This window comes from Arthrobacter sp. GmRoot5-12 (genome assembly GCF_059739365.1).
Window position 1 is genome coordinate 2,940,124 of sequence record NZ_AP046056.1, and the last position, 24,524, is coordinate 2,964,647.

Here is a 24,524-nt window from a genome sequence, read left to right on the forward strand (position 1 = left end):
AGAGTGTAATCGGCGCTGCCGCGTGAGAAGTCCGGGGCGGGGAGGTTGTTTCGGCTGGGGTGAGGGCCTTGGGAGAGAATCGGATTGTCTAGATCGTGATTTTTCTACCGCAAGGCCCTCGTGTTTAACGCTACCTTCCAAAGCCCTGACCTGACCACATTCTGCCGCCTCGACGGACTCGGACTCGAAGTGACCGGGCAGCATGTCCGCCCGGGCCGCGCCGTCCTTGCCTGCCGTGTTGTTGATCCTGATGACTGGTGCCGGAAGTGCGGGTGCCAGGGCGTTCCCCGTGACACGGTGACCCGTCGGCTGGGCCATGAACCCTTCGGGTGGCGGCCGACCACACTGCTGGTCAGCATCCGCCGCTACCGCTGCGCCGGGTGCGGGCACGTCTGGCGGCAGGATACTTCCAAGGCTGCCGAGCCGCGGGCGAAACTCTCCCGCCGGGGGCTGCGCTGGGCGTTGGAAGGCGTCGTCTGCCAGCACCTCACGGTCGCCCGGATCGCCGAAGGACTCGGCGTCACCTGGAATACCGCGAACAAGGCCGTCCTGGCCGAAGGACGGAGGGTCTTGATCGATGATCCGCACCGCTTCGACGGGGTCAAGGTCATTGGTGTTGATGAGCATGTGTGGCGGCACTCCCGCCGCGGAGACAAGTACGTCACCGTCATCATTGACCTGACCCCAATCCGCGATGGCACGGGCCCGTCCCGCCTGCTGGACATGGTCGAGGGCCGCTCGAAACAAGCCTTCGCGACCTGGCTCCAGGAACGCCCCCAAGAATGGCGGGACGGGGTTGAGGTCGTGGCCATGGACGGGTTCTCCGGGTTCAAGAGCGCCGCGGCCGAGGAACTCCCCGACGCGGTCCCGGTGATGGATCCCTTCCACGTCGTCCGGTTGGCCGGCGATGCCCTTGATTCGTGCCGGCGGCGGGTTCAGCAGCAGACGTGCGGGCACCGCGGACGGGCCGGGGACCCGCTGTATTCGGCTCGCCGGACCATCCACACAGGCGCGGACCTGCTCACCGAGAACCAACGCCAACGCCTGGAAACCCTGTTCACCGCTGATACGCATGTTGAGGTCGAAGCCAGTTGGGGCGCCTACCAGCGCATGGTTGCCGCTTACCGGGAACCAGACCGGGCCAAAGGTCAGCAGATGATGCAAGCCGTGATTGACTCCCTCAGCAGCGGCGTCCCCACCGCGCTGACCGAGCTCCGAACTCTCGGGCGCACCCTCAAACGACGGGCCCAGGACGTGCTGGCATACTTCGAGCGACCCGGCACATCAAACGGCCCAAGTGAAGCGATCAATGGGAGACTCGAACACCTACGAGGATCTGCCCTCGGCTTCCGGAATCTCACCAACTATGTCGCCAGATCGCTGCTGGAATCCGGCGGATTCAGACCGAAACTACACTCTCAATTCTGAAGAGCCCCTTTGCTCGCTAAGGCGTTGGCTCAACCCGACCTCAAGAAGGAAGTGGCCTACCTGGACGCCCTGACGTCGCCCATGCCCACCGACAAGCACAAGGAGGCGTTCCACCACTAGCCTGTGTCCGCTGCCGCGTTCCGTGCCGCAGTGGCGGGCAAGTATCGCTGTCCGCAGATTGAAGTATCCGTTTACTGGTTCAATTTTCCGGGCAGGCGAATAGCCTTCATCCATGCTGAACACCGTGCTTCGGAGCCTTCGACCCAAGCCGAAATGCAGGCTTTGCGGCCAGGCCTTGCCTCCAACTCCCACCGCGCTATTTTGCTCCCGTGACTGCTACGACCGCTATCAGGCCATGGACCACACCTCCCGCCACTAGCCCTGCCGGGAGGAGCGCACCATGTGCCGGTTGTTCGGGCTGCACGCCGGATCCCGGCCGGTCCGCGCCACCTTCTGGCTCCTTGACGCCCCGGACAGCTTGTCCGAGCAGAGCAGGAAGGAGCCCGACGGCGCCGGGATCGGCACGTTCGATCCCGACGGCGGCCCGCGGGTCACCAAACGGCCGCTCGCCGCATGGGAGGACCATGCCTTCGCCCGGGAGGCGAGGGAGCTGCGGAGCACCACCTTCCTGGCCCACGTCCGGTATGCCAGCACAGGTGCGCACACCCTGGTGAACACGCACCCGTTCGAGCAGGACGGTCGGCTGTTCGCCCACAATGGCGCCTTCCACGGACTCGGCCGGCTCGACGCGCGGCTGCGTGAGTTCGGCGTGGCGGAACTGGTGCAGGGCCAGACCGACAGTGAGCGGCTCTTCGCCCTCATCACGGCAGAGAGCCGCAGGGCCGGCGGGGACGTGGCCGAGGGCATCTCCCGGGCGGTGGGCTGGGTGGCCGCCGAGCTGCCTGTCCTGGCGTTGAACATCATTGTCACGACGGCCACCGACCTCTGGGCGCTCCGCTACCCGGCAACCCACCCGCTGTACGTGCTGGAACGCGACCCCTTGACCGAACCCGCTCCGGTGGCACCGCTGGACGCCAGAAGCCCACGGATCCACTCGCGAAGCACCGAGCTGGCGGAGTCCCGCTCCGTCCTCTTCGCCACCAAACGGATGAACCAGAACCCCGGCTGGCGCCCCATGGCGCCGGGGGAGCTGGTGCATGTTGGCCCCAACCTGGTGGTGACGTCCACCTTCCCCTTCCCGGACCAACCGGCCCACCCGCTCACGCTCGCGGACCTGGAACCGTCCGCGGCGGCGTCGCAAATGCCCTGACGGTGTATCTCGGGAAGGCGCGGCTTACGTGGACGGCGCCGCGGCAGCCTTCTTCGCCAGCGCCTGGGCCATCTTCTGCACCTTGGCACCGTAGCCGCCGTTGATGGCGGTGTCCTTGATCTTGTTCGCCTGGGCATCCAGATCCGCCGGGGCGGCGTTCTTGAGTGCGGTCAGGTCCGCCTGGAGGTTGGCCGGGAGCTTGGCGAACAGCTTGGGGTGGTTGATGAGCTGGTCGGCCACCTTCTGGAGCCCGGCGCCGGGATTGTCGGAACCGAACGCGGTGCGCAGCTCCTGGCGCAGGCCGGCCAGGCCGGTGGCTGCCTTCTCCAGCGCTTCGGCACGCTTCTGGATCTCGGCACCGTACCCGCCGGACAGGGCGGTGGTCTTGATCTTGTAGGCATCCTTCACGCGGTCCGCAGGTGCGGCGTCCTTGAGGGCTGTCACGTCCGCCTGGAGGGCAGCGGGGAGTTTGGCGAAAAGCTTGGGATGGTTGACCAGCGCCGCGGCTGCTTCCGCCGCACGGTCCCCGGCCGCCTGTGGGCTGTCCGCGTTCAGGGTCAGGAAGGCCTTCAGGCCACCGGCGCCCTTTGCTGCCTTGACGTCGCTGGATGCTGTGGTTGAGGTTGCGGACACGGATGTTGGGCTGGGGGATGCGGACGCGGCACCCACGCCCGCGGCGGCCATGGCACCGGCGGCCAGGACTGCTGCCGCCCCGACGCCGATGCGGGCCCTCATTGACGGAATTGATGGCTTCACCACGGTGTGTTCCTCCAAATTTGCGCGTGGGTCCACCCGACGGGTTGGACCGGCAGGGTTCACTGTAGGACCGCAGGCTGGGGAAATGCTGAATGCCGCTCCTGCACCTTTGTCTCCACCTTTATCCGGGCGCGGATTATGCTCGGCCTATGAAGATGCGTGATCCCCAGGCGAAGCCTGTTCCTGCCGGCAAATTGGGTTTTTGGCAGCAGCGGACGTGGCTGTGGATTGTCGCCGCGGGATTCGACGTGTACATCCTTGGCTTCGTCATCGGGTTGCAGCCGTCCGGCCCGCTCTGCGGCAGCCCGTTGCTTCCCAACAGCCGCGCCGCCGAACTGGCTGACCTGGAAGAGGCCGGCAGAGGGGCCGCGGCCACGTGCTACCGGACCATCGACTCCGATTCCGTGCCCGTGTGGAGCCTCATGGCACTGGGAATTGGCCTGGTTCTGGTGGGAGTGGTGGTCCGGATAGTCCGCATCCGGCTTTTCGCCGGCGCTGCCGACGCCGTGAAGGCCGGCTAGGTGCGGTAGGCACCCAAACACACGAAAGCTCCCGGCCTGCGCCGGGAGCTTTCGTGTGTTTGCCGAAGGGACGGATGGTGCCCGCTACTCCGCGAGCTTGGCGACGGACTGCGCCCAGAGGAAGAACTTGTTGGTGCCCAGGTCCTTGACGGTCTTGATGTTCAGCGCCTCTTTGAGCTTCTGCGCGTCGCTTTCGGACAATCCCTTCAGCGCCTCCACGGGCGCCTTCGCCAATTCGTCGATGCCCTTGTCGAGGTACTCCTTGTCGAACTTTGCGTTGATTCCAGCCATAGTGTCCTCCTGGTGCTCGGATGGGTCCTGACTGTGCTCTGGGGCACAGTGGTCATTCAACCACGAACGGACGCACGCGCCGCCGTAGGCGGCTTCTTGACCGTGGCGAGCAGGAAAACGCCGGCGACGGCGGTGGCTCCTGACAGGAGGAACAGGACGATTGCCAGCGGGGGTGCTGCGTCCGCCTCGCCCAGGATGGTGATGCCGATGGCGACGGCGACGAGGGGATCGATGACGGTCAGGCCGGCCACCACGAGTTCGGGGGTTCCCCTTGTGTGGGCGTTCTGGACCAGGAAGCTGCCGGCCAGGGCGGCGATGAGCAGGCCTGCCAGGCATGTCAGCGACAACCACTCGAAGTCGCCCTGGAACAGCCGGGCGATGACGGTCTTGGCCAGGGCCGCGACGAACCCGAAGAGGATCCCGGCTCCGGCGGTGAACACCACGGCACCCGACCGGTGGCGCCACAAGGCGAAGGCCACGGCAACACCGGCCAGGACCACGGCGAGCACGATCAGGATGGTGATCAAGTGCCGGTCGCTGACCTCCACGTCCTCCGCGGACAGCGCCGCCACGGCAACGAACACACCCACGCCGCCAACGCATAACGCCACTGCGGTGAGGGCCCGCCGCCCGGGGGACCGGCGGGTCATCCGGGCCGTTGCCAGGGTGGTGACCACCAGGGCAATGGCGCCGATGGGCTGCACCACGATCAGGGGCGAAAACCGCAGGCTGGTGAGCTGGAGGAGGATGGCGGCGCCGAGCATCCCCGTCCCGGCCAGCCACACCGGCCTCCGGACCAGGGCCTGCAGGCGTCCGCCGCCCATGCTGCCCGCCGCGCGCCCGGCTGCAGCCGGCTGGTCTTCCACGGCACGGTGCTGGAACAGCGTTCCCAAGGCAAGCAGGACGGCGCCGGCCGCGGCAATCGGGATGCCCAGCCAGTGGTAGGACGACAGCGCGGACACGGCCGCAGCCTGCTGGATCATGATCAGACCTTACCCAACCCGGACCCGGCTACCCACCCGGGCGGCCACCCGCCGTCGTGCCTCTTGCCCTGTTACAGCCTGCCCGGTTACAGCAGGCTGGGCCGGCTGGCGAGGATGTAGTCCACGGCCGCAGGGCCGGTCATACACAAATCCGGCCACTCGTTCCGGCCGCCGCGGTGCTGCTGCAGGTACCCTTCCTGCCGTACGGCTGCCCACAGCGACGCGGTGGGGCCGGGCTTCCGGGCATTGAGCAGGCACCAGCTCAGGTACAGCCCGTACAACTCGTCGTCGCTGATGCCCGGCTGCTTTGCCGGGACGGGGACAAGGCATTCGGACAGGAATTGTCGATGATTCGGGGCGCTCATGTTTGGCCCTTCAGCCGGGTGCGGCCGTATGCTCACACATGCTGCATTCGTAGCCGCGGGTGCCCTGGATGGGTCCGCTCCCGGCATTCCTTTGGGCCCGGAAATCGGCCCATACCTCGCCGTGTGCCACGCCGCCCCCAGCTTGCTTATTACTGGGTCTACACCTAAAGTCTACAGTGTAGAGAAATTGTCGACATGGTTTTAGTCAAGGGATCAGAGTTTGCATGGCCGCTATGGCTGCTCACGCATTTCCCAGGAGAACTACATGGCCCCCCTTCTCCTCCCACCCCACGTTTGATTTTCCCTGCCGGGCACTCACAGCTCCCCGCAAACCCGCCCGGTGCACTGTGCAAGGCTCCGGGTTCGAACCGCTGTAGCCGAACGGCGAACAACTGCACCTTGTTTGAAAAGAGCCACCATGGCGCAATCACAGTTCGACCAGTTCCTCACCGAAGCCACCTGCCCGGACCACGAGTCCGGGAGCAGCCTTGACGACGACACCCTGTACGGCCTCTACACCAGCTGGTGCACCCTGTCCCAGCAGGAGCCGCAGGACGAGCACGTCTTCTTTGAGGCGATGAGCCGACGCGTCCGCCCCGACGCCTGCCTGCGCATGACCGGACCGGCGGCCGCCGACTACATCCTGTGCAGCTACCGGGCCGTGGTGTGACAGTTCTCGTCACCCAGGCCTCCAACAGCTACGTGCCCAGGCACACCCTCCAGCCCCACGGAAAACGCCCGTGGTGCGCCCACTGCGACACGGACTTCCACCTGTTCGTTGACTCGCCGCCCGTCCTGAACCGCCGCGCCTCAACAGTTGCCGTGGCCATCCACTGTTCCCAGTGCCGCCATTCCCGGGTCCTGGAGACCACGGCAGAGCACGTGGCGGCGCTTCCCGCGCACACCCCCATTCCGCATGAAACGCAAGGAATTTCACACCCATGATGAACAACACCCATACCCCGCACGGCCCCGCCGCCGCCCGCGAAGCCCGTGCCGCCGTCGAGCATTTTGACCTCACGCCCGCCGGCCTGGCCGACGCGCCTGCCCAGCAGCTGGACCTGGACAGCCTTGTCCACACCGGCAACAGCTAGGAACCGGCGCATGGGCACGCCGCGGACCTTCGACACCATCGCCATCATCTTCAACCCCAACAGCACCGGTGACGCCCCCGCGCTCGCCGAACAGCTCAAGGCCAGCCTCAGCGGCCTGCTTCCGTACGCCGCGGACATCCGGCTGCAGCCCACCAGCCATGCCGGGCACGCCGTCCAGCTGGCGCGCGAGGCTGCCGCCACCGGGCACGTCCTGGTGGTCTCCGTCAGCGGGGACGGCGGGTACAACGAGGTGGTCAACGGCCTCATGCAGGCCGGGAACCCGGACGCCGTGTGCGCCGTGCTGGCCGCGGGCAACGCCAACGACCACAGCCGCAGCACCGGCACCGGGCCGCTGGAACACGCCATTGCCGGCGGCGACGTCCGGCACATCGACCTCCTGCGCATCACCACGGGCCAGCCCGGGGACGCCCCGGACGAGTACGCACACTCCTACATCGGCTTCGGCCTGACGCCCATCATGGCCATCGGCCTGGAACAGGGCAGCAAGGGTGCACTGAAGGAGACGGTGTCCGTTGTGCGCACCTTCGCCAAGTTCAAGCCGTTCGAGATCCTGCCCGACGGCGGCAAGCGGCGGAAGTTCGACAGCCTGGTCCTGGCCAACATCGCCCAGATGGCCAAGTACGCCACCCTCAGCGACGCCGACAGCAAGCTGGCCGACGGCAAGTTCGAGGTGGTGGTCTTCCCCCACAAGTCCAAGCTGCGGGTGCTGCTCACCGCGCTCCGCGCAGCCACCAAGGGGCTGGGGGACCAGCCCAGCGTCAGCAGCTACGGGTTTATCACCCTTAAGCCCATCCCGTACCAGATCGACGGTGAGGTGAGGTCGCTCGACGCCGACACGCAGGTCACCGTCCATAGCGCACCTGCCGCGCTGGCCACTTTAGGGTAGGAACCGCTCGATGGATTTGAACTTGAAAAGGACTGCCGGTGCACGCCGCAACCGACCAACCACCCGCCGCTGAACCCGCGCGCCGCCCGATGCACCTGCCCGGCATGCGGCCCTGCCTTACGCCCCGGATTGTCGCCGCCGGCGGACTGACCTCACACGTGTACCTCCTTGCCGGCCCTGCGGGTTCCCCGCGACCGGTCTTCGTGCTGCTGCACGGCATCGGAATGTCGCACCGCTATTACCGGCGGCTGCAGGCGCTGCTGGCCCGGCACGGGGACACCTACGCCGTGGACCTCCCCGGCTTCGGCGGCACCCCCACCCCGGGCCGGCAGCTGTCCGTGGCCGACTACGCCGCACACACGGCTGCGGTGCTGGAAAAGATGGGTGTCTCCCGCGCAGTGGTGGTGGGGCACTCCATGGGCACCCAGTTTGCCACCGAGCTCGCGGTCCAGCGGCCGGACCTGGTGTCCCACCTGGCGCTGCTGGGCCCGGGTAGTGGACCCGACCCGCCGGACCGTCCTGGAGCAGTCCCTGGCCCTTGGCCTGGACGGGCTGAAGGAGAGCCCGCTGGGCAATGCCATCGTCTTCACCGACTACATCCGTTCCGGGCTCCGCTGGTACCTGACCGAGCTGCCCGTCATGATGGGCTACGACCTGGACGCGCGGCTGGCCCTGGTGAGCCAGCCGGTCCTTGTGGTCCGCGGTTCACGCGACCCCATCGCCCCGAGGGACTGGTGCGAGAAGCTGGCCGCGACGGTCCCCAACGGCACCTTCCTGGAAATTCCCGGCAAGCCGCACATCGTCCAGCACGGTGGCGCTGCCGGGACCGCGGCTGGGATCCTGGGGCTCGCCCGGAGTTAGCGCCTGGCGCCGGGCCACTCCCTCCCCGACGCGCAAGCGCATTTTCGACGCGCGGGTTCATTTTCGACTCGCATCTTCCCGGGCGCAGGCCATATATGGGCCGCGAAAATGGAACTTGCGCGTCGAAAACGTCGAGGTTGTCCCTTCGCAAAACTAATAATCATGCTTACTATTGTTGGGCGCGGGCTGTCCGCTGGGGGCAGAGCACCCGCGCCGCACCGGAGGTCTCTCAAGCATGGACAATGAAATGCGTCCCCTCACTGATGAAGAACTGATGTCGGAACAGGCCACCGCGCTTCCGGACAAGGAAGTGGCATCGGTCCTGGACCTGAACGCTGACCTGGACCTTGGCATCAACGCCGCAGCACCCATCGACCTGGCCGTAGCCGCCAACGCCAACGTGGCGGCACCGATCGACGCAGCAGCCTCGGCCAACATCCTCTCCTTCGGCTCCGACGCGCAGGCACTGTCCAGCCAGGACGCCGCCATTGACCAGGGCATCACTGCCGACGCGAATGCGGACTCCACGCAGGACAGCGTCATCGGCCAGGCTGATGGCACGGCGGACGGGGGTACCACCGACACCGGAACCACGGACGGGACCACGGACGGAACGTCCGGTTCGGTAACGGTCCCCTCCGGCACCGGCGGGCTGACGGATGCAGCGGGCGCCCTGAACGGCAACCTTCTGAACGTCGACGTAAACCTGGACGCCGACGCCGCCATCGCGGCACCCATCAACGGTGCCGTGGCCGCCAATGCCAACGTTGCCGCTCCCATCGACGCGGCGGTGGCCGCGAACATCGGCTCCATCGACAGCCAGGCCTACGCCATCTCGGACCAGAGCGCCACCATCTCGCAGCACATCGACGGCGAGGCCAACGCCACGGCCGATCAGCAGTCCGACCTGCAGCAGTAAGGCAGATGACCCAAACCCACGGCGGCCCGCCTCCCGAGGCGGGCCCGCCGTCGTCACGCGCCACCCTTGCCCAGGACCCCCCGGACCAGACCATTACGACGCCGGCCGGCCACCTTCCCGCCCTGGCCGACGGTGTGCAGCTGCTTGGCCCCGCCGAAGGATCCGGCTACCGCGAACCGCCCGCCCTGGTGCGGCGCGCCGACGGCCAGACCCTGCAGCTGACCAGGCTCCTGTATTTGGTGCTGGAGGCCGCCGACGGGACGCGGGACCTTGAGGGCATCGCCCGGCACGTCAGCGAAGGCTCCGGACGGCTGGTCAGCGCGGACAACGTGCGCACCCTGATGGACACCCAGCTGCTCCCGATGGGCCTGCTCCGGCTCGCCGACGGCACCCAGCCCGAAGTCAGGAAGGCCAACCCGCTGCTGGGCCTGCGGTTCCGCTACATCGTGTCCGACCCCCAACGCACCCGCAGGATCACCGCGCCGTTCGCTGTCCTCTTCAACCCGCTGATCGTGGTGGCCGTGACCGCGGCGTTCCTGGCCGCCTGCTGGTGGGTGCTCATGGTCAAGGGCCTGGGCTCGGCCACCCACGAGGCGTTTGCCCAGCCCGCCCTCCTGCTGCTGATCCTCGCCGTCACCATCCTCTCCGCCGGCTTCCACGAATTCGGCCATGCCGCCGCCACCCGCAAGGGCGGGGCTACTCCCGGGGCCATGGGTGCCGGGCTGTACCTTTTGTGGCCTGCGTTCTTCACGGACGTGACCGACTCATACCGGCTGGGCCGCGGCGGCCGGATCCGCACGGACCTGGGCGGCCTGTACTTCAACGCCATCGTGGCAGTGGCCATCATGGGACTGTGGTGGGCCACCGGCTTTGATGCGCTGCTGCTGGTGGTGGTCACGCAGATCCTGCAGATGGTCCGCCAGCTGATCCCGCTGGTGAAGTATGACGGCTACCACATCCTGGCCGACGCTACCGGCGTGCCCGACCTGTTCCAGCGGATCAAGCCCACCCTCCTGGGGATCCTTCCGTGGCGGTGGGGCAACCCTGAAAGCAAGGTGCTCAAGCCCTGGGCCCGGGCCGTGGTCACCGCCTGGGTCCTGGTGACCGTTCCGGTGCTGCTGTTCAGCATGGTGATGATGGTGCTTTCCCTGCCGCGGCTGCTGGCCACCGGGTGGGCGAGTGCGGTCAAGCAGCAGGAAATGCTGGCGGCGAGTCTGTCCTCCGGCGACGTTTTGGGCGCGGCGGTGCGGGCACTGGCGGTTGTTGTGGTGGCCGTGCCGGTGCTGGGCGTGCTGTACATCGTGGTGCGGCTGCTGCGGCAGCTGGTGACCGGGCTGTGGCAGAAAACGCGCGGCAAGGCGGTGCAGCGCACCGTTGCCATGGCCGCCGTCGCGGCTCTTCTGGCAGGGCTCGCCTGGGCATGGTGGCCCGACGGCGGGACGTACCGTCCGGTCCAGGCTTACGAACGCGGGACACTTGGGGACGCCACCCGGGCAATCCTTCCCCAGCGTGAGCGCGGGGCGCTCCGGCAGGGAGCAACCGGGCAGACCCTTGCGCTGTGGCCGGCCGGCGCCACCAAGCCCACACGGGACAACCCGCAGCTGAGCATGGTGCTGGTACCCGCAGATGCCTCTGGTACCGGGGCGTCCTCCACCGGCGGCGCTTCTTCCGCTGCGGCGCCGTCCTGGGTGTTCCCGTTCGACCGGCCCGCCGCCCCGGAGGGCGACGGAAACCAGGCGCTCGCGGTCAACACCACCGACGGCTCGGTGACGTACAGCGTGGCGTTCGCGCTGGTGTGGGCCGAGGACGGCAATCCCGTCACCACCACCAACGAGGCTTACGCTTTCGCCAACTGCACGGGCTGCGCCGCGGTGGCTGTCGGATTCCAGGTGGTCCTGGTGGTGGGGCAGGCGGACGTCATCGTCCCGCAGAACCTCTCCGCGGCGGCGAACTACAACTGCCTGGACTGCCTGGCCTACGCCCTGGCCAGCCAGCTGGTCCTGACCCTGGACGGGCCGCTGGATCCGGCCAGCAAGCAGCAGCTCGAGGCGTTGTGGGCGCAGATCGCCGAGTACGGCCGGAATCTCCAGGACGTGCCGCTCTCCGATATCCAGGCCACGTTGAACGGCTACAAGGAGCAGATTACGGCCATCGTTAAGGGCACTTCCGGGACGTCGTCCTCCGGGCCGACAGCTCCGGCATCAGCAGGACCCTCCCCGGGCCCCACGACTGCCAGTTCCCAAACCGAACCCACCGGCCCGGCCCAGCCGACGGCCCCGGCCGGCGCCCCCAACCCGGCTCCGACTGAGGTGGCCACAGCGCCGGCGGGCCAGTACGGGGAAGGCGGGCAGCCGACGTCGTCCGTTGACGAGGCAACGCCGGCATCCACCGTGGATTCCGGCGGAGGGGGGACCCCCGCACCAATCCCGACCTCAAGCGCAGGCTGAGCCGTTCACTTCAGGCCAGCATGCCTTTCCTTCAGCGGCATATTGCTATGGTGCGGGCCGTGCTGCAGCTGGAGGGCGCAGTGGATGAGCGGGAAATGGCTGAATGCCTGGGGCGTGTTGCCCAGCTGGCGGCTGTTGCGGGGGTCCCATTCCTCACTGAGCAGGCCCACGTCGTTGCGCAGCGAAAGCAGGCGTTCAAACAGGTCCACGGCCTCGTCCCGGCGGCCGATGCCCAGCAGCGCGTCGGCGAGCCAGAAGGAGCATGCCATGAAGACGCCTTCGGTGCCAGGCAGCCCGTCATTGCTGGCCTCGGGGTGGTACCGCAGGACGAACCCGTCCTCGGTCAGGTTCTTCTGGACCGCGTCCACCGTGCCCACGACGCGGGGATGGTCATGGGGAAGGAACCCGACGCGGGGGATCAGCAGCAGGCTGGCATCGAGTTCGCTGCTGCCGTAGGACTGGACGAAGGTGTTGCGTTTTTGGTCGAAGCCGTGCGTCATGACGTCGTCGTGGATCTGCTTGCGCAGTGCGGCCCAGCGCCCCCCGGGTCCGGGAAGGCCGGATTCCTGGACGGCCTTGACCATCCGGTCCGCGGCCACCCAGGCCATGACCTTGGAATGGGTGAAATGGCGCCGGGGCCCCCGCATCTCCCAGAGCCCGTTGTCCGGCTGGTCCCACGCGCCCTCCAGGAACTCCATCAACGCCACCTGGATATCCCAGGAATCATCCGTGGTGCCAGGGTCCGCGGCCCGGGTGAGGGCCAGGCCGTCCAGGACCTCTCCCCACACGTCCAGCTGCAGCTGCGGGGCCGCGGCGTTGCCGGTCCGGACAGGCTTGGAACCTTCGAACCCTCCAAGCCACGGCAGCTCGGCCTCGGGCAGCCGGCGTGTCCCGTCCAGCCCATACATAATCTGCAAATCCGCGGGGTTGCCGGCCACCGCACGCAGCAGCCATTCCCGCCACGCCGCTGCTTCATCCTTGTAGCCGCAGGCCAGCAGGGACTGCAGCGTCAGGGTGGCGTCCCGCAGCCAGCAGAAGCGGTAGTCCCAGTTGCGGCTGCCCCCGGGGTTCTCAGGCAATGAGGTGGTTGCGGCGGCCACGATGCCTCCGGTCGGGGCGAAGGTAAGTGCCTTGAGGGTGATCAGGGACCGTTCCACCGCGTCTTTGTAGTCGCCGGCCATGGAGTTCCGGCCGGTCCATTGCTCCCAATACTCCTGCGTGGAGGCCAGCGCCTTCTCCGGCTCGGTTTGGTCCGGGACGGCCTTGTAACTGTGTGCCCAGCGCAGGACGAACGGGATGCGGTCACCGGCGTTGACGGTGAATTCACTGACGGTCCGCATGTCCTTGCCCTCCAGCGGCGCGGGGGTGCTGAGGTAGGCGGCGTCAGGGCCCGCGATGGCGCTGATGCCGTGGCTGGTCCGCCGGACCCACGGAACGATCCGGCCGTAATCGAAGCGCAGGGACAGTTCGCCCTGCATGGCAACGCTCCCCTTCAGGCCCTCCACCATGCGCACCACGTCAGCGGAACCATCGCGGACCGGCATCAAGTCCGTTACCCTGACGCTTCCATCCGCCGTGTCCCATTCCGTCTCCAGGATCAGCGTGCCGGGCCGGTAGCGCCGCCGGGTGCAGTCACCGGCTCCGGCCGGGGCCAGCCGCCACCGCCCCGCCTCCGGCGAGTCCAGCAGGGCCGCGAAGCATGCCGGTGAATCGAAGTTTGGCATGCACATCCAGTCGATGGACCCGCTGCGGCCCACCAATGCAGCCGTGTGCAGGTCACCGATGATCGCATAGTCTTCGATCCTTGCCATCTGTTCCTCCGGGGTTTCGTATCCGACATGGTGCGGCTTCCCGCCAGTTGGGAAGCCGGGAAGCTATCCGCCCACCTGGTCCACGGTGAATGCCGCCAGGAATCCCGCGGCGGCGATCAGGCCGGTAAGCAGGTGATGCTCCTCGAAGGCCTCGGGAATCATTGTGTCGGCGAGCATCGCCAGGATGGCGCCGGCCGCAACGGCGGTGATGAAGGCGACCAGTTCCCCGGGGGCGTTCTGCAGGACCAGGAACCCGACCAGCGCGGCAAGCCCGGAGAGGACGGCGATGCCGCCCCACACGCCGAACACGTAGCCAGGCCCGCGGCCGGCCCTTTTCATCCCGGCTGTGCTGGACAGTCCCTCGGGGACATTGGAGATGAAGACGGCGGCCAGCATGGCAGGGCTGACCGCGCCCGCTGTCACCAGCCCCACCCCCAGGACCACCGATTCCGGGATGCCGTCCAGCAGCGCGCCGATGGCGATGGCCGTCCCGCTGCCCGGCTTTTCCTTTTCGGAGGGCTGCTTGCCGCCCGAACGCTTCCGATGCTTCGCGCCCTTGCTGGCCAGTACGGCATTGGCAGCCACATACACCAGGGCGCCGCTGGCGAACCCGGCGATGGTGGGCCACAGTCCGCCGCCGTTGACGGCCTCCTCCACGAGCTCAAACGACAGCGCAGAAATCAGCACACCGGCGCCGAACGACATCACAGAGGACACCACCTTTGGCGGGATCTTCCATTGCCACGCCAGCGCGCATCCCACCACCAGCGCCCCGCCGGCGATGGTGCCCCACATCCATGCCTGCAGCCATGCCGGCATTAGGCACCACCCGCCGTCGAACGTCCGCTTCTCCAGCGCCGTGCGTTCCTCGCCGCCCGGACCGCCGCAAAGGCCAGGCCCGCGGCCGCGCCTGACGCCGCCACGGCAAGCATCCGCCGCGCCGCACGGGTGCTTTCCAGCACGGCCCGGGCATCGGGGCCCGGCTCCGGCCTTCTGCCGGTGACATCGTTCTCATCCAACTCCCAGGCCGACGCGGGAGGAAAGATCCCCGGCGGCAGTTGTTCCTGCCGCAGCTCCCGGCGTACGGCCAGCCGCTCCCGTACCTCCTGGTTGGGGGCGGGCACTGCACCCTCCGCCGCCAGGGCTGCGGGGAGGTCGATGATGTACGGCTCTCCATAGAACGCCGCGGAAGCCACCGAGTCCAGCCATGCATTGGTAGGTGCCGCCACGCCGGCGCGCGCGAAACCTGACTGCAGCATGTCCCGGATATCCGCCAGCCCCCGGCCTTCGGTCTCCCGTGCGACCTCGAAGATCACCGCCTGCAGCAGCGCTTTCTGCCTCCCGCCGGGGTCCTCGGCGCTCGGATCCTGGCCTGTGGGGTCAGGGTCAAGTGGCTTTGCCCCGGAGGGGTTCGCGTTGCCTGGGCTGGTGCTCATGGGCTTCCTTTCGGTCCTGTCATGGTTGGCGGGTACCTGCTTTTACTGGACCCGGTAAGGGCGGGCGTCGGCAGCGCGGAAGGCCAGCCCGTTGCCGGGGACATCCGACGGACGGACCCACCCGCCGTCCGGGTCAAGCGTTCCGTCAAAGAGCATGTTTTCGATCCGGACGTGGTCGTGGAACCATTCCAGGTGCCGGAAATTAGGGGTGGCTGCGGCGACGGCGGCACTGAGGTGGGGTGCGCAGTGGCCTGAGATTTCCAGTCCGTGGGCGGCAGCGACGGCGGCCACGCGCAGCCATTCGCTGATCCCGCCGCACCTGCTGACATCGGCCTGGAGGCAGTCGACGGCGTCCGCGCTGCACATGCGCCGGAAGTACACCAGTCCCGTTCCGTACTCCCCGGCGGCCACGTCGGCGTCGACGGCGGCGCGCACCGCCCGCAGTCCGGCGAGGTCGTCGCTGGAGACGGGTTCTTCGAACCAAGTGACGTGCTCATCTGCTGCGTCCCGCATCACCCGGATTGCCTGCTTGGCGCTGTAGCCACCGTTGGCGTCCACGAACAGTTCCGTGCCGGGCCCGATGGCGGCACGCGCCTGGCGGATGCGCTCCAGGTCCCGCGCGACGTGCGTCCCGCCGTCCTGGCCGATCTTGATCTTCACCCGGGGGATGTGCTGGCCCTGGGCCCAGCCCTGGAGCTGGTCCCGCAGCTGGTCGTCGGAGTAGGTGGTGAACCCGCCGCTGCCGTACACGGCCACGGAATCCCGGACAGCGCCCAGGAGTTTATGCAGCGGCACCTCCAGCAGCCGGGCCTTCAGATCCCACAGGGCACAGTCGACGGCGGACACGGCATAGGATGCCAGGCCGGTCCGGCCAGGGTTGCGCACCGTCCGCGCCATCGCAGCTGCCGCGGCCGGCACGTCCAAAACGCCAATGCCCTGGACGGCCGGGGCCAGCAAGCCTTCCACCAGGGCCGCCGCCGGCACCGGGGCGTAGGTCCAGCCCAACCCGGTCTTCCCGCCGCCGTCCGCTTCCACCAGGACCAGGGTGGTGGAGTCCCAGCTGTAGGTGCCGTCCGCTTCGGGTGCGTCGGTTGGAACCGTGAAGGCGCTTGCCCGGATGGCGGTGACCGGGGTGGCGGCGGCGGACACGGTTCAGCCCTCCTTGTGCGGCAGGAATTCCTGGATCTTGGTCTTGACCCCTTCCTTCACCACGCCCCAGGCGCTGTCGTCACCCTTGACCATGGCCTCCGCAGTCTTCCGCGCCTGTTCAAAGGTGGCGTGCGGCGGGATCGGCGGAATATCGGGGTCGGTGCGGACGTCCAGGAGGGTGGGCCGGTCCGCGGCGAGGGCCTTCTCCCAGGCCGGCCCCACGTCGTCGGGGTCCTCAACGTGGATGCCCTGCAACCCCAGGCTCTCCGCAAAACCCGCGTAGTCGACGTCGGGCAGGGCCTGGGACTCGCGGAAGGCCGGCACCCCGCCCATGGCCCTCATTTCCCAGGTGACCTGGTTCAGGTCATTGTTGTGCAGGACGGCCACCACCAGCCGGGGATCATTCCATTCGCGCCAGTAGTGTTTCACCGTGATGAGCTCCGCCAGCCCGTTCATCTGCATGGCGCCGTCCCCGGCGAAGGCGATGGCGGGCCGGGCCGGAAAGGCGAACTTGGCGCCGATGGCGTAGGGCACACCGGGGCCCATGGTGGCCAGGTTACCGGACAGCGAGCCCCGGACGCCTTCCCGGAACTTCAGCTGCCGCGCGTACCAGTTGGCTGAGGAGCCGGAATCGGCGCTGAGCATCGCGTCCGCCGGCAACCGGGTGGAGAGTTCGGCGAACAGCCGCATGGGGTTGACCGGGTTGGCGCTGACCATGGCTTCGTCGTGCATGGTTTCCCACCAGCGGCTGATGTTCGATTCCAGGTTTTCCCGCCAGGACCGCTCCTGCTTGCGGGCCAGGTGCGGAATCAGGGCGCGCAGGGCGGCAGCGGCGTCGGAGACGATGTTGAATTCGTTGGTGTAGCGCAGCCCGATCATCTTGGGGTCGACGTCGATCTGCACGCCACGCGCCTGGCCCGGTTCAGGCAGGAACTGCGTGTACGGGAAACTGGATCCCACCGTGAGCAGGGTGTCGCAGTCCCGCATCATCTCGTAACTGGGGCGGGTGCCCAGCAACCCGATGGAGCCGGTGACGTAGGGAAGGTCATCGGGCAGGGCGTCCTTGCCCAGCAGCGCCTTGGCCACCCCTGCTCCCAGCAGTTCAGCCACTTCCCGGACCTCCGCGGCCGCGCCCCGCGCCCCTTGTCCGATCAGGATGGCCACCTTGGAGCCTTCATTCAGGAGTTGCGCGGCACCGCGGATCGAGTCGGTGTCAGGCTGGATGTCGGGCCAGCGGACACCGACGCTGGAAGGGACCATCTTGAAGTCGTGGGTGGGGGCGGCATACTCGAGTTCCTGCACATCGGCCGGGATGATCACAGCGGTGGGTGCCTGTTGGGCCTCCGCGATCCGGATGGCGCGGTCGATGACGTTGGGCAGCTGCTGGGGGACGGTCACCATCTGGACGTAGTCGGAAGCCACGTCCTTGAAGAGAGTCAGCAGGTCAACCTCCTGCTGGTAGGAGCCGCCCATGGCGCTGCGTGCCGTCTGTCCCACGATGGCCACCACCGGAACGTGGTCCAGCTTGGCGTCGTAGAGGCCGTTGAGCAGATGGATGGCTCCGGGCCCGGAAGTGGCCATGCACACGGCCACGCGGCCGCCGAACTTGGCGTAGCCCACGGCCTCGAACGCGGCCATCTCCTCGTGCCGTGCCTGGATGAATTTCGGCTGGTTGCCGGCCTTGCCAAAGGCGGCCAGGATGCCGTTGATACCGTCTCCGGGGAAACCGAAGACCTTGTCCACACCCCACTCACCGAGGCGTGCGAGCAGGTAGTCGGCCACTGTGGTTGCCATGATCAGTCTTCCTTTGCGCTCATCGTGGCGCCGCGGCGGGCGCCTTGGACCAGGACGCGGGCGGCGCGGGCCGCCAGCGCCATGATGGTCAGGGCGGGGTTGGCGCTCCCCTGGGTGGGCAGCACGCTGCCGTCCGTGACCAGGAGGTTGCGTACCGCGAAACTGCGGCAGTTCCGGTCGACCACACCGGCGTCCTGGGTGGCTGCCATCCGGGCCCCGCCCACCAAGTGGGCATAGCGGTTGATGGTGATGACTTCCTCTGCCCCTGCAGCGGTCAGGATTTCTTCCATGACCTGCTGTGCTGCGGACATCAGCTGCCGGTCGTTGTCGCACTGGCCGTAGCTGAAGCACGCCACGGGAATGCCGTGCCGGTCCGTCCCGTCAGCCAGCGTTACCCGGTTCTCCTTAAGGGGGAGGAATTCGCACAGGGCGCCCAGGCAGGCCCAGTGCGGGTAGTCGCTCATATAGCGGCGGAGGGTGGACCCCCAGTGCCCTTGCGCGGCAACATGCTCGGCCCAGGTAATGGGCAACGGGGACACGCACTGGATGGAGAATCCCCGCTTGTAGGGCTTTGCCGGGTCCGTTTCGTAGAAGTCCTCCGTGCTGACTTCGGGGGGAGGGGCCTTCCACATCCGCACCTCGGCCTGGAACCGCCCGGCGGTTTGGGGCGCGCCCTGGACCATCAGGTACCGTCCCACCTGGTCGAAGTCGTTGCACATCCCGTCCGGGAAGCGCGGCGTGGCGGAGTTCAGCAGCAGCCGCGGGGTTTCTATCGAGTAGCCGGCCACGGCCACCAGGCGGGCCCGCTGAAACTTCGTGACGCCGCCCTGGACATATTCGACGCCGGTTGCCAGCCCGCTGCGTTCGTCAAAGCCGATCCGGGTGGCCATCGAGTCGGGGCGGATTTCGGCGCCGTGGGCCAGCGCGTCCGGGACGTGCGTGATCAGCGGGGATGCCTTGGCGTTGACCTTGCAGCCCTGGAGGCAGAATCCCCGGTAGATGCAGTGCGGCCGGTTGCCGAACCTGCCGTTGGCGATGGCCACCGGACCCACCTTCGCGGTGATGCCGCAGGCGTTGGCGCCGCGCAGGAACAGCTCGCCGTTGCCGGACACAGGATGCGGCCGGTGCGGGTAGCCGTGCGGGTCGCCCCACGGCCAGCGCTCCCCGGCGACCGGCAGTTCCGCTTCGATGTCTTCGTAGAACGGCCGCAGTTCCGCGTACTCCAGGGGCCAGTCGGCGCCCACCCCATCAGCAGTGAAGGTCCGGAAATCGCTGGGGTGGAAACGTGGCGTGTACCCGGCGAAGTGGACCATGGAGCCGCCCACCCCCCGGCCCGAGTTGTTTGACCCCAAGGGCACGGGATCAGCCCCGGCAATAACCCGTGGTTCGGTCCAGTACAGATGGTGGGATCCGGCTTCATCGCTGACCCAGTCCTGCTCGGGTTCCCAGAACGGACCCGCCTCCAACGCCACCGCCCGCCACCCGGCCCGTGCCAGGCGCTGCAGCAGCGTGGAACCTCCTGCTCCGCAGCCCACGATGACCATGTCCACCTCATCGGTTTCGGCGTACCGCCGCATATTCTCCCGCAGCCGAAGGTTGCTGCCGGGTCCGGAAGGGAGCAGCCACGCGGACTCATTGCGTTCGCGGACCCTGTTCACCGGTCTGCCCCGTGGCCTGCGTCGTGGGTTGGCCCGTGGGTGGGGTCAGCATCGGGGCGGATGTCGCGCACCTCGAACGGCTCCAGGCGGTTCACACCCAGGTTCTTGTAGCCGCGCGGGTAGGCCGGTCCCGCGAAGCCGATTTCGTCCCAGGCCAGGGGATGCGAGTAGAAGGCGGTGCAGGCGTACCGGGTCCAGAGGCTCCACACCCGGTCCGCCGGCAGGCCGTGCCAGAGTTCCCGGTGCAGATTGCAGATGTCCTGCAGGAGCCCGGCCTGCTGCTCTGGATCCAGGCCGGCAAAGGTGGAGCCGGCACGGGAGTGCGCTTCACGGTCCAGCGCCGCGAGCGTTGCCCGCCACGCTTCGCCGTCCCTCGGCATGTTGTCATAGTGCCAGCCGTCGGTTTGCTCATCTGCCAGGCGGGCGTCCACCATGTTCACCACCGGCACCCGGGGCTCGCCCTGCTGGCCCAGTAACTGGTCGAAGAGGGCGCGCGCTGCGGCCTCCTCTGCGGGCGTGAAGAAACGGACGTCCGGCGGCATACCCAGGCGGGACTCGACGACGGCGGCAGTCGCCCGGTCCCAATGGCCCGCCTGGGCGCGGGTGCTGAAGCCGGGGTAGCGGCCGCCGCCGTCGGACATGTCCAGTGGGAGGCTGCTCATGGTTCCCGCCTCAGGACGGAGGCCAGCACCCCCATTCCGCCCACCAGGGTGACCAGCAGCGGCGCGAACAGCGGCGGACCCATCTCCAGGTTGTAGCGCAGGTTGGACAGGCCGCCCGGTTTCTGCCGGATGCCCTGCAGGTGCAGCCAGGTTCCTTGCAGCCCGTTGGCAATGATCGCGGCGCTGGCCAGCGGGAGGGCGGTCTTAGCCATGCGGCGGCTGAATACGCCGGCTACTCCCGCGGCGGCCCCCAGCGGGCCCAAGGCAACGGGAACCCACATCCACTTGTTGCCGAAACTGGCCTTGTCATGTTCCAGATAGATTTCCGCCGCCGTGACCAGGGCACCGGCAGCCGTCAGGCCTGACAAGGAGCGCTCAAACCTCCCCGTCTGCACATTCCGTACAAGCCGGTCGATGCCATTCACCGTGCTGCGGACCGGATCTGCCGGGTGTTGCGTCTTCATGATTCTCCTTCGGGCCGCCTGCGAACAGACGAGGGAAGCTGGCAAACTTTGCGGGACAGCAACCATTAGAGGAAACTGGTGCCCATGGATACATCTGCCGGATCTGCGTTGATCCCTGAACCTTCAAGTCGGGAAGTCGAAGCGGTGATGGGCGCCGCCGACACTCTTCTGCGCGTGGTGGCCCGCTCTGTTGCTGAGGTTGAGGACATCGTCAATACGCCACAGCTGCGGGTGCTGGTCCTTATCCATACCCGCGGACCACAAAACCTCGGCGGCGTCGCCGCAGAGCTTGGCGTGCACGCATCCAATGCCACCCGCATCTGCGACCGGCTGGTAGCGGCTGACCTGCTGCAGCGCCGTGAAGACCCCGCGGACCGCCGATACATCCGGTTGGAGTTGACCAGCAAGGGCAAGGAACTGGTCAACTCCGTGTTGGAGCACCGGCGGCAGGCCATCGCAGAGGTGATTTCCAGGATGCCTGCGGGCCGGCGTCCTGCGCTGGCCGCCGCGCTGGAGGCCTTCGCAGCCGCCGCCGGCGGCCAGGGTACCTCCGACGGTCGCTTTACGTTGGGAGCCGGTACGTGACGTGACCGGATCCTGGTGCGGCAAGCCATGTTTTCATTGAAACCCAATATTTGCGTTTGCGCAATAGTTGGCAAAAGTGGGATGTCTTCTCTGCTGGACCCGGATCGGCGGAGGGAATCCTTCAGGCTGGCTTGATGCCCCACTGTCCGGTGTGGGATTGCCCGGGGTCCAGGGTGATCAGGCCTTCGCCGGAGTTGAAGGCGTCAGGGGCGCACGTCATGGGCTCCACGCCCAGCCCGGTCCGGCGGCAGTCCCGTTGGGGGAGGGTGTCCCCGGTGAAGATCTCCAGGTAGGGGTATGTGTCGTCCACCCACAGCTCAACTCCTCCGGAGCGGTCCGGGCGCAGCAGCCTTACGCGGGCGCGCCCATCCCCGCCGCGGAGAAGGTCGGTGTAGGCCACGTCGATGTGCCGGCCACCAAGTTGCTGGAGTTCACGCAGGTCGTACTTTGTGCCGTCCACACGCTCGTGCCCGGTGGGGATGCCGCGTTCATCCACGGGCAGGTACGTCCGCCCCGGCACCTGGACCAAGGCGGTGTCGATAGCGCCCGCGCTCACCGTTCCTGTGCTGAGGTAAGGATGCGCCCCAGTCCCGTAGGGGCACGGCGAGTCGCTCCGGTTCACCGCCGTGCTCCGCACCGTCAATCCGTCCGGACCGAGTTGATAGTCCAGCCGGCAGTCGAGGACCCAGGGCCAGCCTTGGCAGGCGTGCAGGGTGTAGGCGAAGGAGATGGATTCGTCGGTCTGCTCCACAACCGGGGCATTCCAGTTCCGCCAGCGGGTCAGTCCGTGGATGGCCCCGCCTTTGTCCGGCTCGCTCAGGTCAAGCTGGAGCCGACGGCCTTCCCACTCATAGCTGCCGGCCTTGATCCGGTTCGGCCAGGGGATGAGCGACTGACCGCGTGCGCCCGTGCACATCTCATCCGGTCCATACCCGTCCAGCAAGGTGCGGCCGTCCAGCAGGTAGTCCCGCAATGCCCCGCCAACCTCCGTGAGGTGCGCGGTTTGCCCGCCGTACCGGATTTCGTACTGGAGCCCGGACGGGTGCCGGTGGTCGATGGTGGCTTCTGTTGGTTCCCGGCGGGGAATCATCGCTGGTCGCCTCTGCCGCCGCGGGACTTTTGCAGGTCCAGCACAACCTTGACGTCGTCAGGCCTGTGATGGAAGGCCTCAGCGTAGTTTTCGAGGGGTACCCGGCGGCTGATGAGGCGGCGCAGCCAGTCGGGGTTGGCAGAGGACAGGGCCTTGGCGCCGGCATCGTAGTGGCGCCGGTTGGCGTTGACACTGCCGAAGACCACGCCGTTCATCAGCACTTCCTCGCGGTTGAGGGCGCCGACATCCACTTCCGTTTGGTTCCCGGTTCCCGAGACGCCGGTCAGGCAGGTGATGGCGTCCTGGGCGCGGCAGCGCAGTGCGTCCAGGACCACGGGGGTGACGCCCGTGCACTCAACCAGGACGTTCGGTTTCAGGCCGGAGTCCGGCAGTGATTCGCTGTGGTAGATGGCTCCGAGGTCCCGGACCAGCTCCGGCTTGGGCCCGTCCTTGACGATGTCGAAGACGTGGACTTCCAGGCCCTGCTGGACGCCCAGAAGTGCGGCGAGCAAGCCAACGGGTCCGGCTCCGGTCACCACGGCGATATGAGGGTCGTAGAAAGCCCGCTGCCCGATCCTGGTGATCTGTTCCCAGGCCTTGGCCACGATGGTGGTGGGCTCCAGCAGCACACCCACGTCTTCCAGCCCCGCCTCCAGTTTCACTATGGACTGCGGGTCGGCGCGCCATTGCTGGCGCGCGAATCCGTCCAGGCCTTTGATGCCGTGCTCGGTGTACTTGCCGTTCAGGCACATGTCCCACTCGCCGGCGGCGCAGGCTTTGCAGGGTTCGGGATCGGGCCTGCGGACAATGCCCACCACCAGGTCTCCCTCGGCGAGGCCGGAATCCCGCGGAGCTTCCCGCACCCGGCCCAGGTTTTCATGGCCCAGCACCAGGTAGTCCTGGCCCGGCGGAGCCTCGCCGTAATCTGCCGCGATGATCTCGGCGTCGGTGCCGCAGAGGCCAACCGCCAAGGCATCCACCAGCACTTGTCCTTCACCCGCTGCCGGTTCCGGAATGTCGCGCAGGTGAAGGGAGTCCTTGACTCCCGGGGTCACTGTCAGCGCACGCATGATGTCTCCCTTTAGCCGAGGTTGTCCTGGCCAGTGTCTCGCTTTATTTGCGATGACGCAACAGTGTGGGGGAAGCAAGCGCTAACGTCCATCGAGCCCGCTCAGCAGCCGGGCAGCCAGTCGGCTTTCGCACTCATTGTTCTGCCGCATGGCCGCCGCGGTTGATATCCAGCATGATCACGACCGCGAGGAGAACCACGGAGATGGAGGCGGACGCGAGCGTATCTGTAAACCAGTGATAGCCGAGGTAAACGCGGCTTGCTGCTTCCAGTGTCAGGCCTCCGGCTGCAGCGCTGAAGGCAACGATCACGGAAACCGTGCGGGAGGAGCGGGAATAGAGCAGGTATGCGCCGATCAGCAGAAAGTTTGAGGCACCGACGACGTGCCCGGAAGGAAACGATGAAGTGGCATCGGCGCCCAGCATCATCAGTGCCGCTGGGGGACGGGAACGTCCCACGGCGTGGGCGATGACCTCCGTAATGATGACCCCCGTGAGCATCGACCCGGCGAGCAGCAAGGGGCGCCAAAGACGGCGGGTCAAAAGGGCCCAGGCCGTGGTGGCGAGCAGTGTTATCAGCGGAAGGGCGACCGGGCCGAACACAATGGCGAGTCCCGCCAGAACCATGGTGGCAGCACTGGTCCGGTGATTCACGAACCACTCGGTCATGGGCCCGTCAGCCGCTGTGACGCCATTGCCGTGAAGCACTTCCCCCAGCGTCAGCAAAAAGGAAGCGGCGCCGGCCAGGGCCAGCGCAAGTGACACTGCGCTCAGGACGAGGAACCGGCCTGGGGGAACAATGAATCCGTCGCCTAAGCGAAAAGCCAAGGATTGAGACTGCGACTCTTTTACATCAGGGCGGACATCGTCGTAATCGCTTGCCACGGCGGCACCCATTCCTCCTGCTGGACTGGTTCCTCGTCGTTGGGGAACTTTCGCGGTTTGGGAAGTGAAGCTCGTGAAAA

26 protein-coding genes are annotated in these 24,524 nt (G+C 67.3%); 11 read left to right on the forward strand and 15 right to left on the reverse strand.

The window, feature by feature from the left end; translation table 11 throughout:
- Positions 1-120: 120 nt before the first annotated feature.
- Together AC6JAM_RS13485 and AC6JAM_RS13490 are read left to right on the forward strand one after the other, a co-directional pair.
- On the forward strand, positions 121-1,428 hold the full coding sequence (locus AC6JAM_RS13485) for an ISL3 family transposase (protein ID WP_497934032.1): 1,308 nt from the start codon (positions 121-123) through the stop codon (positions 1,426-1,428).
- 400 nt (positions 1,429-1,828) lie between these two features.
- Positions 1,829-2,698, forward strand: coding sequence for a class II glutamine amidotransferase (locus AC6JAM_RS13490; RefSeq protein ID WP_497935004.1), 870 nt, complete (start codon positions 1,829-1,831; stop codon positions 2,696-2,698).
- Positions 2,699-2,722: 24 nt separating this feature from the next.
- Here the strand turns inward: AC6JAM_RS13490 and AC6JAM_RS13495 are convergent, their stop codons facing one another.
- A complete protein-coding gene (locus AC6JAM_RS13495) occupies positions 2,723-3,433 on the reverse strand; it encodes a hypothetical protein (RefSeq protein ID WP_224084066.1) in 711 nt (236 codons plus the stop codon).
- 170 nt (positions 3,434-3,603) lie between these two features.
- Here AC6JAM_RS13495 and AC6JAM_RS13500 point away from each other — a divergent pair, with 170 nt between their 5' ends.
- Positions 3,604-3,975 carry a hypothetical protein gene (locus tag AC6JAM_RS13500; RefSeq protein WP_224084065.1) on the forward strand — a complete coding sequence of 124 codons (372 nt, stop codon included), beginning with the start codon at positions 3,604-3,606 and terminating at the stop codon, positions 3,973-3,975.
- Positions 3,976-4,059: 84 nt separating this feature from the next.
- Here the strand turns inward: AC6JAM_RS13500 and AC6JAM_RS13505 are convergent, their stop codons facing one another.
- From AC6JAM_RS13505 to AC6JAM_RS13515, 3 genes are all read right to left on the reverse strand, one after another.
- On the reverse strand, positions 4,060-4,266 hold the full coding sequence (locus AC6JAM_RS13505; RefSeq protein ID WP_214944708.1) for a hypothetical protein: 207 nt from the start codon (positions 4,264-4,266) through the stop codon (positions 4,060-4,062).
- Positions 4,267-4,322: 56 nt separating this feature from the next.
- Positions 4,323-5,249 carry a multidrug DMT transporter permease gene (locus AC6JAM_RS13510; RefSeq protein WP_134164007.1) on the reverse strand — a complete coding sequence of 309 codons (927 nt, stop codon included), beginning with the start codon at positions 5,247-5,249 and terminating at the stop codon, positions 4,323-4,325.
- Positions 5,250-5,335: 86 nt separating this feature from the next.
- Positions 5,336-5,614 carry a hypothetical protein gene (locus tag AC6JAM_RS13515; protein WP_224084064.1) on the reverse strand — a complete coding sequence of 93 codons (279 nt, stop codon included), beginning with the start codon at positions 5,612-5,614 and terminating at the stop codon, positions 5,336-5,338.
- A 418-nt stretch (positions 5,615-6,032) separates the two neighbouring features.
- Between AC6JAM_RS13515 and AC6JAM_RS13520 the strand changes: the two genes are divergently transcribed.
- The 7 genes from AC6JAM_RS13520 to AC6JAM_RS13550 all read left to right on the forward strand — a co-directional run bounded on the left by AC6JAM_RS13520 (position 6,033) and on the right by AC6JAM_RS13550 (position 11,842).
- A complete protein-coding gene (locus AC6JAM_RS13520) occupies positions 6,033-6,284 on the forward strand; it encodes a hypothetical protein (protein WP_224084063.1) in 252 nt (83 codons plus the stop codon).
- Entirely contained in the window at positions 6,281-6,559 is a 279-nt protein-coding gene (locus AC6JAM_RS13525; protein WP_018768716.1) for a hypothetical protein, read from the forward strand. Before AC6JAM_RS13520 ends, AC6JAM_RS13525 begins: the two co-directional genes overlap by 4 nt.
- Entirely contained in the window at positions 6,556-6,708 is a 153-nt protein-coding gene (locus AC6JAM_RS13530; protein ID WP_018768715.1) for a hypothetical protein, read from the forward strand. Before AC6JAM_RS13525 ends, AC6JAM_RS13530 begins: the two co-directional genes overlap by 4 nt.
- A 10-nt stretch (positions 6,709-6,718) precedes the next feature.
- Positions 6,719-7,615 carry a diacylglycerol/lipid kinase family protein gene (locus AC6JAM_RS13535; RefSeq protein ID WP_224084062.1) on the forward strand — a complete coding sequence of 299 codons (897 nt, stop codon included), beginning with the start codon at positions 6,719-6,721 and terminating at the stop codon, positions 7,613-7,615.
- A 224-nt stretch (positions 7,616-7,839) separates the two neighbouring features.
- Positions 7,840-8,751 carry an alpha/beta fold hydrolase gene (locus AC6JAM_RS13540; protein WP_497935962.1) on the forward strand — a complete coding sequence of 304 codons (912 nt, stop codon included), beginning with the start codon at positions 7,840-7,842 and terminating at the stop codon, positions 8,749-8,751.
- Positions 8,724-9,395: a hypothetical protein gene (locus tag AC6JAM_RS13545; protein WP_018768710.1), complete on the forward strand. Its 672-nt coding sequence runs from the start codon at positions 8,724-8,726 to the stop codon at positions 9,393-9,395. Before AC6JAM_RS13540 ends, AC6JAM_RS13545 begins: the two co-directional genes overlap by 28 nt.
- A gap of 5 nt (positions 9,396-9,400) precedes the next feature.
- A complete protein-coding gene (locus AC6JAM_RS13550; RefSeq protein ID WP_224084060.1) occupies positions 9,401-11,842 on the forward strand; it encodes a zinc metalloprotease in 2,442 nt (813 codons plus the stop codon).
- Positions 11,843-11,847: 5 nt separating this feature from the next.
- On the opposite strand, the gene AC6JAM_RS13555 is transcribed toward AC6JAM_RS13550, so the two are convergent.
- The 8 genes from AC6JAM_RS13555 to AC6JAM_RS13590 form a co-directional block, all read right to left on the reverse strand.
- Entirely contained in the window at positions 11,848-13,653 is a 1,806-nt protein-coding gene (locus AC6JAM_RS13555) for a glycoside hydrolase family 15 protein (RefSeq protein ID WP_224084059.1), read from the reverse strand.
- A gap of 63 nt (positions 13,654-13,716) precedes the next feature.
- A complete protein-coding gene (locus AC6JAM_RS13560) occupies positions 13,717-14,472 on the reverse strand; it encodes a ZIP family metal transporter (protein ID WP_224084058.1) in 756 nt (251 codons plus the stop codon).
- Positions 14,472-15,089, reverse strand: coding sequence for a hypothetical protein (locus AC6JAM_RS13565; protein WP_224084057.1), 618 nt, complete (start codon positions 15,087-15,089; stop codon positions 14,472-14,474). Before AC6JAM_RS13565 ends, AC6JAM_RS13560 begins: the two co-directional genes overlap by 1 nt.
- Before the next feature lie 42 nt (positions 15,090-15,131).
- Entirely contained in the window at positions 15,132-16,238 is a 1,107-nt protein-coding gene (locus AC6JAM_RS13570) for an enolase C-terminal domain-like protein (RefSeq protein ID WP_224084056.1), read from the reverse strand.
- A gap of 3 nt (positions 16,239-16,241) precedes the next feature.
- Positions 16,242-18,032: a thiamine pyrophosphate-requiring protein gene (locus AC6JAM_RS13575; RefSeq protein WP_224084055.1), complete on the reverse strand. Its 1,791-nt coding sequence runs from the start codon at positions 18,030-18,032 to the stop codon at positions 16,242-16,244.
- Positions 18,033-18,034: 2 nt separating this feature from the next.
- Positions 18,035-19,690: a GMC family oxidoreductase gene (locus tag AC6JAM_RS13580; protein WP_224084054.1), complete on the reverse strand. Its 1,656-nt coding sequence runs from the start codon at positions 19,688-19,690 to the stop codon at positions 18,035-18,037.
- Positions 19,687-20,352, reverse strand: a complete 666-nt coding sequence (locus tag AC6JAM_RS13585; RefSeq protein WP_134163994.1) for a gluconate 2-dehydrogenase subunit 3 family protein — start codon at positions 20,350-20,352, stop codon at positions 19,687-19,689. The genes AC6JAM_RS13580 and AC6JAM_RS13585 overlap by 4 nt, the downstream gene beginning before the upstream one ends.
- On the reverse strand, positions 20,349-20,816 hold the full coding sequence (locus tag AC6JAM_RS13590; RefSeq protein WP_018768701.1) for a hypothetical protein: 468 nt from the start codon (positions 20,814-20,816) through the stop codon (positions 20,349-20,351). The genes AC6JAM_RS13585 and AC6JAM_RS13590 overlap by 4 nt, the downstream gene beginning before the upstream one ends.
- Positions 20,817-20,900: 84 nt before the next feature.
- Here AC6JAM_RS13590 and AC6JAM_RS13595 point away from each other — a divergent pair, with 84 nt between their 5' ends.
- A complete protein-coding gene (locus tag AC6JAM_RS13595) occupies positions 20,901-21,401 on the forward strand; it encodes a MarR family transcriptional regulator (RefSeq protein ID WP_051081332.1) in 501 nt (166 codons plus the stop codon).
- 121 nt (positions 21,402-21,522) lie between these two features.
- Here the strand turns inward: AC6JAM_RS13595 and AC6JAM_RS13600 are convergent, their stop codons facing one another.
- The 3 genes from AC6JAM_RS13600 to AC6JAM_RS13610 form a co-directional block, all read right to left on the reverse strand.
- Positions 21,523-22,491, reverse strand: a complete 969-nt coding sequence (locus AC6JAM_RS13600) for an aldose 1-epimerase family protein (RefSeq protein ID WP_224084053.1) — start codon at positions 22,489-22,491, stop codon at positions 21,523-21,525.
- Complete coding sequence (locus AC6JAM_RS13605) at positions 22,488-23,561, reverse strand: glucose 1-dehydrogenase (protein WP_224084052.1); 1,074 nt, start codon at positions 23,559-23,561, stop codon at positions 22,488-22,490. The genes AC6JAM_RS13600 and AC6JAM_RS13605 overlap by 4 nt, the downstream gene beginning before the upstream one ends.
- Positions 23,562-23,694: 133 nt before the next feature.
- The gene (locus AC6JAM_RS13610; protein ID WP_235509848.1) at positions 23,695-24,387 is read right to left on the reverse strand and encodes a phosphatase PAP2 family protein; all 693 of its coding nucleotides are present in this window, start codon (positions 24,385-24,387) and stop codon (positions 23,695-23,697) included.
- Positions 24,388-24,524: the final 137 nt, after the last annotated feature.